This window comes from Methanosphaera sp. ISO3-F5, assembly GCF_034480035.2.
Taxonomy (GTDB): domain Archaea; phylum Methanobacteriota; class Methanobacteria; order Methanobacteriales; family Methanobacteriaceae; genus Methanosphaera.
The window spans coordinates 597,593-610,841 of sequence record NZ_CP118753.2 but is presented as its reverse complement, the minus strand read 5'-3'; the positions used below and the strand labels follow the sequence as shown (position 1 = coordinate 610,841).

The window sequence follows — 13,249 nt, the reverse complement described above, 5'->3', positions numbered from 1 at the left end:
TGGAGAATTTGATTAAAAATGAAGATTACTTTAAGAAAAATTATTAGAGATTATATTGCTTTAAGTAGATATGTTGCTTTAGGTTCCCTTGACGGTATTTTAACTGTTCTCAGTATTTCATTAACGGCTGCTTTGATGGGTATTTCAACGGGTGGTAACGTTAATCCATGGACTGTTGGTCTTACAGGCCTTAGTGGTGGTATTGCTATTGCTTTAAGTAATGGTTTTGGTTCTTATGTTGGTGAACATGCCGAGGAAGGAAAAATTATACGGGATTTGGAAAATCAAATGCTCCTTAAGGAACGTAAACTTGATGATACTGTTATTCATGAACAGGCAAAATATAGAGTATTTATGAGTATGTTGACTCATGGTTCTGCAAGTTTTCTTGGTTCTTTTATTCCTTCAATACCATTTTTCATATTTGGTGACATTTATACTGCAATTACTGCAACATTAATTGTTTGTTTTGTCATGTTAACTGTTCTTGGCTGTTATCTTGGTAAGATTGCTCGTGAAAGCATGTCAAAAACTGCTCTACAGATTATTGGTGTTGGGGTTTTGATTGTTATCATAAGTTTCCTTATGGGTGGTGGTCATGGATAAGCAATTTATATGCTTATTTCCAGGAAACTCCCCTATTATTAATCTATTTTTTAATAAAAGACACATTGTTATCCGTATTAGTTTATTGTTGATGTTTTATTTTTTAAAAAACTTATATTTAAATTATTATTATCGTTTATTCTAATCATTTAATAAATAATGTTAAATTTCATTATCATTTAATGTACTTTGAATTTTAATATACCTAAACCAATAAGTTTATTAACTATGTGGACAAATTTAATACTGTAAGGGATTTGATGTAAATAGCTAGGAAAAAAATTTTTTTTGAATAAATTCATTCACCACTTGAATTGTTAAAAAAAATCACCCTACATCAAACCCCCCTACACATCCTAAACACTAATTTTAAACAACATTCTTAAAAATACTTATTATACCAATAACAAATAATTATACATTAATTAGTTAGGGTAAATCAAAATATCCAAACAAAATAATAACATTAATAGGAGAATTATAATGATAAGATGTATTTCATGCGGAGCAGAATACGACGATGATGAAATAATATATACCTGCGAATGTGGATCAATACTAGAAGTAGTAACAGAAGTAGATAACATACCAAAAGAAACATTCGAAAACAGAAGAGACAACATATGGAAATATAAAGAATTTTTACCAGTAAATGCTGACAACAGAATCAGCCTAGACGAAGGAGGAACACCATTCTGTAAATGTGAAAAAATAGGTGAAGAACTAGGCGTAGATTTATATGTTAAAGTAGAAGGATCAAATCCAACCGGAAGTTTCAAGGACAGAGGAATGAGTGTAGGAACAACAAAAGCAGTTGACCTAGGAGTAAGCATGATAGGATGTGCATCCACAGGAAACACCTCCGCATCATTATCAGCTTATGCAGCACGTGCAGGACTAAAATGTGCAGTATTATTACCTTCAGGAAAAGTAGCACTAGGAAAACTAGCACAAGCAATGTTCCATGGAGCAAAAGTATTCGGAGTAGATGGAAACTTCGATGATGCACTAGAAACAATTACCCAACTAGCATTAAACGGAGAATTATACCTGCTTAACTCAATAAACCCATACAGACTAGAAGGACAAAAAACAATAGGTATGGAAATAGTACATGATCTTGGATGGCAATCCCCCGATAGAATAGTACTGCCAGTTGGAAATGCAGGAAACATATCCGCAATATGGAAAGGAATAACAGAATTTAAAGAAGCAGGATACATAAAAGACACTCCTATGATGACAGGAATTCAAGCAGTAAACAGTGCCCCAATAGCAAATGCAGTGAAAGCTGGAAAAGAAGAAGTAACACCAGTAGAAAACCCAGAGACAATAGCAACAGCTATAAGAATAGGAGCACCTGTAAGTAGTGTTAAAGCTATGAGAGCAATAAAAGAATCCAATGGAACAGCAGATACTGTAACTGATGATGAAATATTAGATGCACAGAAATATCTTGCAAGAACAGAAGGTATTGGAGTAGAACCTGCAAGTGCAGCATCCATAGCAGGACTAAGAAAACTAGTGGAAAATGGTGAAATAGACAAAGGTGAACGTGTAGTCTGTGTAGTAACAGGACATGTACTTAAAGATCCTAATGTTGCAATAGATGCATGTGAAGAACCAACCCAAGTATCTTCAGACCCTGAAGAAATTAGAAGAGTTTTACAAACAATGTAAAAACTCTCTTTTTAACCACCCATTCTTTTTAAATAAATTACAAATGGAAGTATTCCATATGAAAGATCTTAAACAAATTTTTACTAAAACTTACACCAGAGAATACTTCTCCAGAAACAAGAACTTAATAATATTATCATTAATTATTTTTATAGGCTGAGTGTTGGCATAAATTCGTTTTTGTAATACTTTTTATGTAGATGAAACTTTTTTTTTAGTATGATTGTTAAGTATGTATAGGAATATGAAATATATTACTTATCAAGACCCCCTCTGATTACTTACCAAGACCCCCTTGATTACTTACCAACTGCTCTTGGATTAAACTTATATACATTTTATTCTATAATTTATATTATCGAAGTCATAGAATTGTTATTTATGAAATTCTTTTCTTGATTTTTCGGTTTTAAAGTTAATGGAGTGAAATAAGCAGTATTAATTATTATGATAGATGAAAATTGTATATATTTAACTCAAAGTACTCTTATTCGAGGTCTTTCTAAGAAACAATTCAATGTTTTAGTGGATATTTCATTGAAATTAAATAAATTAAGAAATAATGCTATAAAAACTACTAAATTAGACAAATGTGCTGATGATAAACATTTTAAACAGTTGAATTTCAAATCAATAATCACTAAAGTTAAAACCGAATTCAGTAAAGATTATTCACTTATTCAAGCCCATATAGCAAACAATGTTATTAAAAAGCATGTTGAATCTTTTAATTCCTATGTGGCATTAACAAATAAAAGCATCGATAATGAATATAAACGACCATCAAATAAACCTAAAACCAGAGATAACCGTTTACATAATATCCTAATACCACAGGAGTCAATAACTTCTTCCAAGAAAAAATTAGCCCAGGGTTACATCGAATTACCCTTAAGCAGAGAATATAAAAAACAATTAAAATCCAAAGATTGCAGACCACGTATTAGAATTCCTGAAAATATACGTGACAAAAAGATTATACAAGTAGAAATTATACCACTAAAAAATGGACAAACGTTTAAAGCCAATTTCACATACAAAATGAAAAAAGAGCCCCTAAATTTAGACGAAAGTAAAATGATGGGTATTGATTTGGGTGTTAATAATTTTGCAAGCATTGTTACAAGTGAAGGGACCCCATACATTGTGGGCGGGCGATTTTTAAAAAATCAAATAGCCTTCAAATGCAAAAAAACAGCACAATACCAATCAATACTAAACAAACAGGGACTAAAAACATCCAAACGAATACAAAAAATAAACACCAAATTTAAAGCAATACAAAACAACTTCCTAGATCACACAACCAAATTCATAATAGAAACATGCAAAAAACAAGACATAGGAACCATAATACTCGGATACAACAAAAACTTCCAATACGAAACAGATATGAGAAAAAAACAAAACCAAATATTCACACAAATAGCTTTCAAAAAATTCATAAACAAACTAAAAACACAATGCCAAAAATACGACATCAAACTAATTATTACCGAAGAATCCTACACAAGCAAAAGCAGTTTCCTAGACAACGACATACTACCAACCTACAAAACAAACGAAGAAAAAAAAGAGGAATATAAATTTAAAGGAAAACGAATAAAAAGAGGACTCTATAAAACAAACACCGGAACATTAATAAATGCAGATATCAACGCAGCATGTAACATCATACGTAAAAGTAAGCAGAACTTCCCCAAGGAACGACTGTATAAGTGGGCACGGACTGCCCCAGAGAAAATCAAAAAAATACAAGACCATTTTCAAAAATAAACAATAAAAGAAAATGGTATTGTTACATTTGATTTGAACAAAGACATAATACAGGTTATCATTTTGAAAAAAAAGGTTAATATTTTTTCAAGTATTACTTTTTTTCTCTTGAAACTAATTTATGCCAAGTCTCAGGCTCTATAATCATAGGAGCAGTATTTAATAAAAGCTTTGAAGCAATAGTAACCGAGATTATCAGACAAATGCTAAAGGAAATTTCTATGGAATCCGTTAGTGAAAATGTTGTAAGCTTATTTGTGAACAATATTACTGCAAATCTGGTGATTCTTGCGGGTGGAATAATATTCTCATTATTATCCATATTTGCAATAATAGTAAATGGTATTCTGATTGGATATGTTTATACATTAACAACACCCCTAATATTCCTTGTTGGAACAGTACCTCATGGAATATTTGAAATAACCGCACTGATATTGTCATTAACAGGGGCATTTATAATAACAAAGACTGAACTACTTTGTATTCAGGCATTATTTGCAGGGAATTTAAGTTCACAGGTAGAGAATATGAAAATTTGCTTCAAAGACATAATATTTACTATTGTAGTATCATTTGTACTATTAGTATTTGCAGCAATTATTGAAGCAGCAGTTACACCATTACTTTTAAGTATGGTTGTATAATGAGGAAGAATTATTATGTTAGTAATTATTACTGGAACTCCAGGTACAGGAAAAACGTCAGTTACATCTAAACTAAGAGAGAAGATTGATGCTACATTTATTAGTATAAACAGTTTGCTTGAGGATTATGATCTTAATTTAGGTACTGATGAAAAAAGAGGGTATAAAATTGTTGATACTGATAAAATGGTGCCAGTTGTTGATGCTATTGTCAGAGATTCTCAGAAGGAACTGATAATTTTTGAAGGTCATTTGGCACAGGATTATCCTAATGCAGACTTGGTTATTGTATTAAGATGTGATCCGCTTATTCTTAGGGATAGGTTAAATACTCGTGATTGGAAAGATGAAAAGATACAGGAGAATGTTTCTGCTGAGATACTTGGAATTTGTACATCAGAAAGTTATGAAACATATGGTGACTGTATACAAGAGATTGAAACAAGCAATAAAAGTATTGATGAGTTGGCAGATGAGATTGTTGATGTTATTAATGGTGATGTGTCTTTTAGTTTAGGAGAAATTGATTATTTAGCAGATTATTTCCAAATGTTATAGTATTATATTATATTGTAAATATAATCATCACCATCAAAATTTCTAGAAATATGTGATTGGTTTTGTGGTGTTTAATCTGTTCTGTTATTAATACTTTTCTATTTTTTATTTTTTTATCCCTCATTTATTACTTTAATTGTTGTTTGTATTATTGTTTATACCTGTTTTATGGGGTTTATTATTTTGTCTATCTTTTATGGGCATAACATATTTAAGTAATTGATTACATAAATTATATTATTATTCTTAAGTTTACTATCTAGATTTTATGTATTTTTCATAATTTCATTCCTTGCACTTAAGAAGAATATTCTATATTTTTTAGAGGATTAGATATTTTTGAGTAGAAGAAAACGACCAAAGTATGTTAATAAAATAGCATTAGAAAGAATGCAGATTTTATTTAATCAGGCTGAAAAAGAGTTTTCATCTCACCCAGAACGTTCTGATCGTTATGTTAAGTTAACTCGTAATATCTCTACTAAATATAATATAACATTACCTTATTATTGGCGAGGAAGGTTTTGTAAAAATTGTAATAAATTCCTTAAACCAGGGGCTAACTTAAGAGTAAGACTTTCTGGTAATACAATTACCCGAAAATGTCTTGAATGTGGTAACTTAACTAAAGTTCCTTACACTCATAAGAAAAACTAGGTTAAAATATTAATTATTTGGAGTCATGATAATTTGAGCAAAGTCCAGAGTAGAAAAGAAATAATGAGAAATTCTTTAAATGCAGTTGAAATTAATATTGGTAAGAATGGTATTAATGAAAATGTTATTGAAGAAATCAAACGTCAGTTAAAGAATGGTGAAATTGTTAAGATTCGTTTTTCTAGAACTATTGCATCCAATAAGGATGAGTTTTTAGAAGAAATTGTTTCAGCTACAAAATCCAAGTTAATTGATGTTCGTGGTAATGTTGCAGTATTATATAAGAGAAAATAATTATCTCTATTAAGTATAGGCAATTTTTTAAAAATAAAACATTATAATTTAATAGGAGGCTAATTAAACAATGACAACAGCATTCGATGTACCTGCTGAAAGTTTAATCAGCGCATTAAGTGAAGATTTTAAAGAAAATGATAAAATAAACGCACCAGCATGGTCACAGTTTGTTAAAACTGGTGTTCACAAAGAACGCAGACCTGAAAACCCAGATTGGTGGTATGTAAGAACAGCAGCTTTATTAAGAAGAGTTTATATGGATGGTCCAGTAGGACTTAGCAGATTACAAACCAAATATGGTGGAAACAAAGACAGAGGAACCAGTCCTGAAAAATTCAGAAAAGGAAGTGGATCCATCATAAGAACTGCTTTACAACAACTTGAAGAAGCAGGTTACGTAGTTAAAACAGAAGAAGGTAGAGCTGTATCACCTGCAGGTCAATCTTACTTAGATAAAAAAGCTGCTGAAATCATAAAAGATATTCCTGAATTATCAAAATACTAATTAAATTATTTTGGTATGATACTAAAACAAAAGGGAGTTGTATTAAATGAGTGAACTTGACGAAATTAGACGTAGAAGAATGGAACAACTTCAACAACAGCAAATGGCTGCTCAACAACAGCAAGGTACTAATTACCAACAAATGCAACAAGAAGAGCAGATGAGACAACAGTATGAAGCGCAAAAGAAAAATGCACTTAGACAGATTTTGTCCCCAGAAGCACGTCAAAGACTCGCTAACTTAAGATTAACAAAGGCAGAACTAGTTAATGCAATTGAAATGCAACTAATTCAAATGGCACAATCTGGTAGAATACAGATTCCAGTTAGTGATGCTACATTAAAACAAATCTTAAGAGAAACAACTAATACTAAACGTGAAATTCATATCACAAGAAAATAATCTTTTTCATATTATATGATATATCGTGTATTTTTATGAAGACAGCTGTATTATATAGTGGCGGTAAAGATAGTTCATTAATGGCCGTTATTTTGGATAAACTTGGTTATGATGTTGAATTAATAACCATTAACTTTGGTGTTTTTAATTCATCCAAGCCAGCAATAGAATCAGCAAACAGTTTAGGATTTAAGCACAGAGTATTGAAGTTAGATACTAGTATTTTAAATACTGCTGTGGATATGATAATTGAAGATCAATTTCCTAATAATGGAATTAACCATATTCATCATGAGGTTATTGAGTATTTAGCTGATGAGTTTGATTTAATAGCTGATGGCACTAGACGTGAAGACAGAATTCCTAAGCTTACACAGAATGAGATTCAAAGTTTAGAGGATAGGAAGAATGTCCAGTATGTTAACTTAACAGGTATTGGTTATAAGACAATCAATGATACTAGTGACAGATTATTTAATCTCCAAAAGGCTGAGAGTGATATTCATAATAGTTCAGATTATGAGATGGAAATTAGAGTATTGCTTGAAGAGAAGGGACAGAACATTAATGAAATATTTCCCCAGCATATTCAATCAAGAGTTATAGGATGGAAGTAAAAATGAGTCGTAACAAAAATTTACCAAAAAAATTAAGATTAGCTAAAAAAGGCAAACAAAACAGAAGAGTTCCTATATTTGCTATGATAAAAACATCAAGAAAATTAAGAACTCATCCAAAAGCTAGACAATGGAGAAGAAGCAAAATTAAAGTATAAGCTTTTAGAGTTTATCTTTGATTTTTATATAATTTATAGGAGCGTATTAGAATGGAAAGAATTTACACAATTCCTCTTAGAGATGTAAAAAGAGTACCTAGAACTAAAAGGTCACCAAAAGCAATGAGATACATCAGAGAATTCATTCAAAAACATATGAAAGCTGAAGATGTTATAATTGACACAGCTGTTAACGAAAAAATTTGGGAAAGAGGACGAGAAAAAATCCCATCAAAAATTAAAGTTAAAGCTGTTGAAGAAGACGGTACAGTAGAAGTAACATTAGTAGATGAATAATTTTTTTACTAAATGCTAACTATGAGATTATTATGTTATCTATTTTCTTTATCATAAATTACGAGTTACTAAAGAAGTAGATAATAATGTATACATGTACAAGAGAACTTAATCAACTCTCTTCCCTACTTAAATATAATTTAGAATGTTTGAGAGGTGGGCATTTTAATTATATTGATACATATTTAATAAAACTCACAGATGGAGTGATAAAATGATACAAAGATTCGATATTGATGGAAATCCTAATTTAGGTGTTTCTATACTTGCAAAAGATAATGTTGCTATAGTTTCACAGGGACTCCAAGATACATATTTAAAAAGTATCGAAGAAACTTTACAAGTACCAATAATAAAAACGCCAATCTGTGGTAGTAATCTAGCAGGAGCATTAATGGCTGGAAATTCTAACGGTCTACTTGTATCACCATATGTCTTTTCACATGAATTAGATATACTAAGTGAACATGATATTAACGTGGAAATAATACCAGACAAATTAACTGCAATAGGTAACATTATTGTAGCTAACGACAATGGAGCTATTGTAAATCCAGAATTGTCAAGTGATGCAAAGAAAATCATCAGAGATACCTTAGATGTGGAAATTGTAGAAAGTACCATAGCCGGTCTGGATATTGTTGGTTCAACAATTGCAGCAACCAATAAAGGTGCTTTAGTTCATCCTGATGCAACAGATGAAGAACTAGACTTAGTTGAAGATGTATTAGGAGTACCTGCAGAGATTGGTACAGTTAACCGTGGAGTAAAACTCGTAGGAGCATGTATCATTGCAAATTCTAACGGAGTTATTGTAGGAAATAAAACTACAGGACCCGAACTAGCAAGGATTGATCAAGTATTCAACTTATTTGAGGGAACATTATGAAAACAAAAATATTTAGAGTAAAAGGAAAACTTTTAGATGTTGATAAGACCAAAGTATTCACAAGAGAATTAAAAGCAATAAAAGTAGAAGATGTTGAAGAAAAATTATATTCTGAATTTGGTAGTAAACACAGATTAAACAGAGACCAAATCATCTTCGACGATATCTCTGAAATATCAGCAGATGAAGTAACTGATCCTATCGTAAAAAGTTTATTATAAACTTCATGGTACACTATAAATAGGAGTGTGTTCCAATGGAAGATAGACAAAAATTAGAACAAATGGTTAAGGAGATTAATCAGTTACAACAACAAGGGGAAACAATCACCCAACAGATTGAACAATTAAACGTATCATTAAATGATATTCGCTCTGCCCAGGAAGCTGTTAAAGGAATTAAAGGAGCTACCGGAAAAGAAACCTTAATTCCAATAGGAGCTGGATGTTTCATCACAACAGAACTTAAAAATGAAGATATTATTGTTGGCGTAGGTTCTGATGTAGCAATAAAAAGAAGCAGAGAAGAAACTGAGGAAACTCTTAAACAAGACAAAGAAGAAGTAGAAAAATTAATCAGATCATTAACTGAACAATTACAGAAAATTAATGATTACATTACTCAAAGAAGACCAGAAGTAGAAAGATTAATGAAAGAAACAGGAGTACAATAATTACTCTATGTATCCTACTTTCTTTTATTTTAACCACCAACATTAAACTCATATTTTTAGATATCACTTATTTTGAAAGACGCTATTTTCATTTTAATAAAAAAATAAATATTGAATATTACCATAAATAACATTTAATTATAATTAAATTGGAGGATAACTTCCATGGATGAAAATGAAATAGTGACAGTTACTTGGATTCCACTGATACTAATATCCCTAGCCACCTTCATAATTACCCTAGATTCTACATTCATGAACGTGGCAATATCACAGTTAGTATCCGATTTGAATACAACAGTCAGCACAATACAATTAATTATTAGTTTTTATACATTAATTACCGCATCATTAATGTTAGTTGGATCAAAACTACAAGATATTATAGGAAAAAAGAAAGTATTCCTTCTTGGTGCAGGAATATATGGTATAGGTGCATTAATTGCATCAATCAGTCAGAATGCATTAATGTTATTCATAGGATGGTCATTACTAGAGGGAATTGGTGGATCATTAATGACACCTGCAACTATATCAATAGCTAGTCAAACATACAAAAAAGATAAACGTACCCTTGCATTAGCAATAATAAGTGCAATGGCCGGAATTGCTGCTGCAGTAGGACCATTATTTGGTGGTGTAGTAACCACATTTCTTACATGGAGATATGGTTTTATAATAGAATTAATAATCATAGTAATAGTATTCCTATTCTCTGGTAAGATTGAGGATTTCAAACCTTCATTAACTATGAAAGACTTTGATATAACCGGTTCAATACTATTAATATTCGGATTAATTACATTTGTACTTGGTATTCTCCTGTTAGAAGAGCATGTATTCATAACCATTGCATTAGTACTCATATCATTAGTAGTGTTATACTTGTTTGCTTCATATGAGTACGGTATTAAAAAACAGGATAAAACACCAATACTTGATATTAACATGCTTAAAGTTCGCAACTTAAGTGTTGGAACAATTATACGATTAATAACTAGTCTTGCTATGGGCGGTTCATTATTTGCAATATCTTTATTTTTACAGAGCGTATTGCGACTGGATGCTTTCTCAACCGGTCTGAACTTATTGCCTGCAACTATAGGATTGTTATTAGCATCAATAATTGCCCCTAAACTTACGGTTAAGATTAATCATAAGAATATTATGACATTAGGATTTTTAATTTCAATGTTTGCGTCCACAATTCTTTCAACTCAGTTTGGAGTTAACACAACATTTAATACTATTGCACCAGGAATGTTCTTATTCGGATTTGGTTTAGGATTTATATTGGCATTAGGAATGGATATTTCCTTAGTTGGTACTAATGATGAAAATCAGAATTCTGCTTCAGGTTTGTTATCTACAGGACAGACATTAGGTACTTCTATGGGTACTGCAATAATTGGTTGTATTCTTATTGTTGGTGCTACTTGGGGATTACATGATGCTGTTAATACTTATGCTCCTGGCCAGGTTAGTGATGAACAATTCCATGCTGAAAGTCAGGAATATCTTCAGAAGGTGGGACATGTTAATGTTACTGAATTACGTGGAGACACCAGTATTAAGGAGAAAGTGGTTAATACTGTTTTGACTGATGCTATGAAATTAGTTATGAGTGTTACTTCGATTCTTTTAGCATTGGGTCTTTTGTTTACTTTAACATTAAATGATGTTAAATTATATCAGATTAAACGATTAAAAAAATAAGTTATTATACTATTTTTTTGATCATAACCTCTTTTTTTTGAAAATTTTATTATTAGCTATTTCGTATTTATAATTACTTATTTTACTTAGAAAATACATATTATAATTTAATAATATCTAAAATTTATAAGGATTGTGAAAACTTGTTTGATTTTCTAAGAAAAAAATTAAATAAAACAATTAAAGATGCATCTGACAGCATACCTGAAGAAGAATTACCAGAATCACAGATTAGTGACCAATTAGATAACCTAGAATCAGGGCTTCAAGAAATAGAAGACAAATATTCTGAAGATAAAACAGAAGAAGTTGAAGAAAAAGTTGAAGAAACTGCTGAAGAACCTTCAGAGAGTATTGAAGAAAAACAAGAAGATAAAACACCAGAAGACAAAGCATCAGAAGATATAGAAAAAGAAGAAGAAGAAACAACCACGGATGAAGAAACTGTAGAAACTAGTGTCACAGAAGAGGAAGAAGTCACATCAGAAGAAGAAACCAGTACCTCAGAAGAAGAATCAAAACCTGAAGAAAAAGTTGAAGAAACTGAAGAAAAAGAAGAGAAAAAAGGATTTTTCGGATTTTTAAGAAGAAACAAGGAAGAACCTAAAGATAAAAAAGAAGACGAAAAAACAGAAGAAAAAACCGAACCTGAAAAAGTAGAAGAAAAACCTGTTGAAGAAGAAAAAGAAGAAGAAGTCAGTGAAGTTAAAGAAACAGCTGAAGAACCTCAAGAAAAAGAAGAAAAAGAAGAGAAAAAAAGCAGATTCGGATTCTTAAAAAGAGACAAAAAAGAAGAACCAAAAAAAGACAAACCAGCTTATGAAGGTGAAGAAGAAAAAGGCGGAGCCTTCTCATTCATAACCAAGAAAACAATAAAAGAAGAAAACATATCCAAAATACTGGAAGACCTTGAATTCTCACTCATAGAAGGAGATGTTGCATTTGATGTAGCTGACAGAATAGTTGAATCTGTTAAAGAAGACCTAATCGGTAGAAAAATTAAACGTAGAGGAGATATGGAGTTATTCACCACAAACGCACTTAAAAAGGCAATAACCGAAATTATTGATAATGGTTCCTATGATTTATTAGGTGATATAGAAGCATCCAAACAAAAAGGTGAACCATACAAAATAATGTTTGTAGGAATAAACGGTACTGGAAAAACCACAACAATCGCCAAAATAGCAAAATATCTTGAACAACACGGATACTCCTCAGTACTAGGTGCATCAGATACGTTCAGAGCAGGTGCAATAGAACAATTAGAACATCATGCAAAGAATTTGAACCTTAAAATCATTAAACATGAACGAAACTCAGATCCTGCTGCAGTAGCATTTGATGCTGTTGATCATGCAAAAGCTACTGGAAAAGATGTTGTATTGATTGATACTTCAGGCCGTATGCAGACAAATGCAAACTTGATGGATGAAATGAAGAAAATTAAAAGAGTTTCAAAACCAGATATTGTATTATATGTTGGAGATGCATTAATGGGTAATGATGCTACCGAACAAGCAACCAAGTTTAATGAAGTGATTGATGTTGATGGTATCATCTTAACAAAAGCTGATGCTGATGCTAAAGGTGGGGCTGCAATATCTATTGGTCATGTTATTCACAAACCTATATTATTTATTGGTACTGGTCAGTCTTATGAGGATTTAATGGAATTTAAACCTGAGTGGATGATTCAGCAAATTTTTGAAGAAGAATAATTTCTTCAAATACTTCTTTTTGTTTGAAATAAAATATATTAAAATAAGA

Annotated in this window: 17 protein-coding genes; all 17 read left to right on the top strand. The window is 31.1% G+C overall.

Annotated elements, in window-relative coordinates:
• Window positions 1-18 precede the first annotated feature (18 nt).
• The 17 genes from PXD04_RS14500 (at window position 19) to ftsY (ending at window position 13,200) form a co-directional block, all read left to right on the top strand.
• Window positions 19-606, top strand: coding sequence for a TIGR00267 family protein (locus PXD04_RS14500; RefSeq protein WP_323735541.1), 588 nt, complete (start codon window positions 19-21; stop codon window positions 604-606).
• 483 nt (window positions 607-1,089) lie between these two features.
• Window positions 1,090-2,286 (top strand): threonine synthase, encoded by a 1,197-nt coding sequence (thrC, locus tag PXD04_RS14495; RefSeq protein WP_323735540.1) that lies wholly within the window; start codon window positions 1,090-1,092, stop codon window positions 2,284-2,286.
• Between the two features lie 447 nt (window positions 2,287-2,733).
• On the top strand, window positions 2,734-4,062 hold the full coding sequence (locus PXD04_RS14490) for a transposase (protein WP_323735539.1): 1,329 nt from the start codon (window positions 2,734-2,736) through the stop codon (window positions 4,060-4,062).
• Between the two features lie 140 nt (window positions 4,063-4,202).
• Entirely contained in the window at window positions 4,203-4,709 is a 507-nt protein-coding gene (locus PXD04_RS14485; protein WP_323737448.1) for a stage II sporulation protein M, read from the top strand.
• Window positions 4,710-4,724: 15 nt separating this feature from the next.
• Window positions 4,725-5,267, top strand: coding sequence for an adenylate kinase family protein (locus PXD04_RS14480; protein WP_323735538.1), 543 nt, complete (start codon window positions 4,725-4,727; stop codon window positions 5,265-5,267).
• A gap of 339 nt (window positions 5,268-5,606) precedes the next feature.
• Complete coding sequence (locus tag PXD04_RS14475; RefSeq protein WP_323735537.1) at window positions 5,607-5,924, top strand: ribonuclease P protein component 4; 318 nt, start codon at window positions 5,607-5,609, stop codon at window positions 5,922-5,924.
• Window positions 5,925-5,987: 63 nt separating this feature from the next.
• The gene (locus PXD04_RS14470; protein ID WP_323737447.1) at window positions 5,988-6,218 is read left to right on the top strand and encodes a YhbY family RNA-binding protein; all 231 of its coding nucleotides are present in this window, start codon (window positions 5,988-5,990) and stop codon (window positions 6,216-6,218) included.
• Window positions 6,219-6,288: 70 nt separating this feature from the next.
• On the top strand, window positions 6,289-6,726 hold the full coding sequence (locus tag PXD04_RS14465; protein WP_323735536.1) for a 30S ribosomal protein S19e: 438 nt from the start codon (window positions 6,289-6,291) through the stop codon (window positions 6,724-6,726).
• A gap of 46 nt (window positions 6,727-6,772) precedes the next feature.
• Entirely contained in the window at window positions 6,773-7,129 is a 357-nt protein-coding gene (locus tag PXD04_RS14460) for a DNA-binding protein (RefSeq protein ID WP_323735535.1), read from the top strand.
• A gap of 35 nt (window positions 7,130-7,164) precedes the next feature.
• Window positions 7,165-7,746, top strand: coding sequence for a hypothetical protein (locus PXD04_RS14455; RefSeq protein WP_323735534.1), 582 nt, complete (start codon window positions 7,165-7,167; stop codon window positions 7,744-7,746).
• A 2-nt stretch (window positions 7,747-7,748) separates the two neighbouring features.
• On the top strand, window positions 7,749-7,904 hold the full coding sequence (locus tag PXD04_RS14450) for a 50S ribosomal protein L39e (protein ID WP_323737446.1): 156 nt from the start codon (window positions 7,749-7,751) through the stop codon (window positions 7,902-7,904).
• A gap of 51 nt (window positions 7,905-7,955) precedes the next feature.
• Window positions 7,956-8,201, top strand: coding sequence for a 50S ribosomal protein L31e (locus PXD04_RS14445; RefSeq protein ID WP_323735533.1), 246 nt, complete (start codon window positions 7,956-7,958; stop codon window positions 8,199-8,201).
• Window positions 8,202-8,415: 214 nt separating this feature from the next.
• Window positions 8,416-9,090 (top strand): translation initiation factor IF-6, encoded by a 675-nt coding sequence (locus tag PXD04_RS14440; RefSeq protein WP_323735532.1) that lies wholly within the window; start codon window positions 8,416-8,418, stop codon window positions 9,088-9,090.
• Entirely contained in the window at window positions 9,087-9,311 is a 225-nt protein-coding gene (gene rpl18a, locus PXD04_RS14435) for a 50S ribosomal protein L18Ae (protein WP_323735531.1), read from the top strand. Before PXD04_RS14440 ends, rpl18a begins: the two co-directional genes overlap by 4 nt.
• A 35-nt stretch (window positions 9,312-9,346) precedes the next feature.
• Window positions 9,347-9,763, top strand: coding sequence for a prefoldin subunit alpha (pfdA, locus tag PXD04_RS14430; RefSeq protein WP_323735530.1), 417 nt, complete (start codon window positions 9,347-9,349; stop codon window positions 9,761-9,763).
• Between the two features lie 165 nt (window positions 9,764-9,928).
• A complete protein-coding gene (locus PXD04_RS14425; protein ID WP_323735529.1) occupies window positions 9,929-11,479 on the top strand; it encodes an MFS transporter in 1,551 nt (516 codons plus the stop codon).
• 353 nt (window positions 11,480-11,832) lie between these two features.
• The gene (ftsY, locus tag PXD04_RS14420) at window positions 11,833-13,200 is read left to right on the top strand and encodes a signal recognition particle-docking protein FtsY (RefSeq protein ID WP_409988280.1); all 1,368 of its coding nucleotides are present in this window, start codon (window positions 11,833-11,835) and stop codon (window positions 13,198-13,200) included.
• Window positions 13,201-13,249 lie beyond the last annotated feature (49 nt).

Bases quoted from the DNA above. Each gene is read 5' to 3' on its own strand.
- PXD04_RS14500 (WP_323735541.1), top strand. From the start codon at position 19: ATGAAGATTACTTTAAGAAAAATTATTAGAGATTATATTGCTTTAAGT.
- thrC (WP_323735540.1), top strand. From the start codon at position 1,090: ATGATAAGATGTATTTCATGCGGAGCAGAATACGACGATGATGAAATA.
- PXD04_RS14490 (WP_323735539.1), top strand. From the start codon at position 2,734: ATGATAGATGAAAATTGTATATATTTAACTCAAAGTACTCTTATTCGA.
- PXD04_RS14480 (WP_323735538.1), top strand. From the start codon at position 4,725: ATGTTAGTAATTATTACTGGAACTCCAGGTACAGGAAAAACGTCAGTT.
- PXD04_RS14470 (WP_323737447.1), top strand. From the start codon at position 5,988: ATGAGAAATTCTTTAAATGCAGTTGAAATTAATATTGGTAAGAATGGT.
- PXD04_RS14465 (WP_323735536.1), top strand. From the start codon at position 6,289: ATGACAACAGCATTCGATGTACCTGCTGAAAGTTTAATCAGCGCATTA.
- PXD04_RS14460 (WP_323735535.1), top strand. From the start codon at position 6,773: ATGAGTGAACTTGACGAAATTAGACGTAGAAGAATGGAACAACTTCAA.
- PXD04_RS14455 (WP_323735534.1), top strand. From the start codon at position 7,165: ATGAAGACAGCTGTATTATATAGTGGCGGTAAAGATAGTTCATTAATG.
- PXD04_RS14450 (WP_323737446.1), top strand. From the start codon at position 7,749: ATGAGTCGTAACAAAAATTTACCAAAAAAATTAAGATTAGCTAAAAAA.
- PXD04_RS14445 (WP_323735533.1), top strand. From the start codon at position 7,956: ATGGAAAGAATTTACACAATTCCTCTTAGAGATGTAAAAAGAGTACCT.
- PXD04_RS14440 (WP_323735532.1), top strand. From the start codon at position 8,416: ATGATACAAAGATTCGATATTGATGGAAATCCTAATTTAGGTGTTTCT.
- rpl18a (WP_323735531.1), top strand. From the start codon at position 9,087: ATGAAAACAAAAATATTTAGAGTAAAAGGAAAACTTTTAGATGTTGAT.
- pfdA (WP_323735530.1), top strand. From the start codon at position 9,347: ATGGAAGATAGACAAAAATTAGAACAAATGGTTAAGGAGATTAATCAG.
- PXD04_RS14425 (WP_323735529.1), top strand. From the start codon at position 9,929: ATGGATGAAAATGAAATAGTGACAGTTACTTGGATTCCACTGATACTA.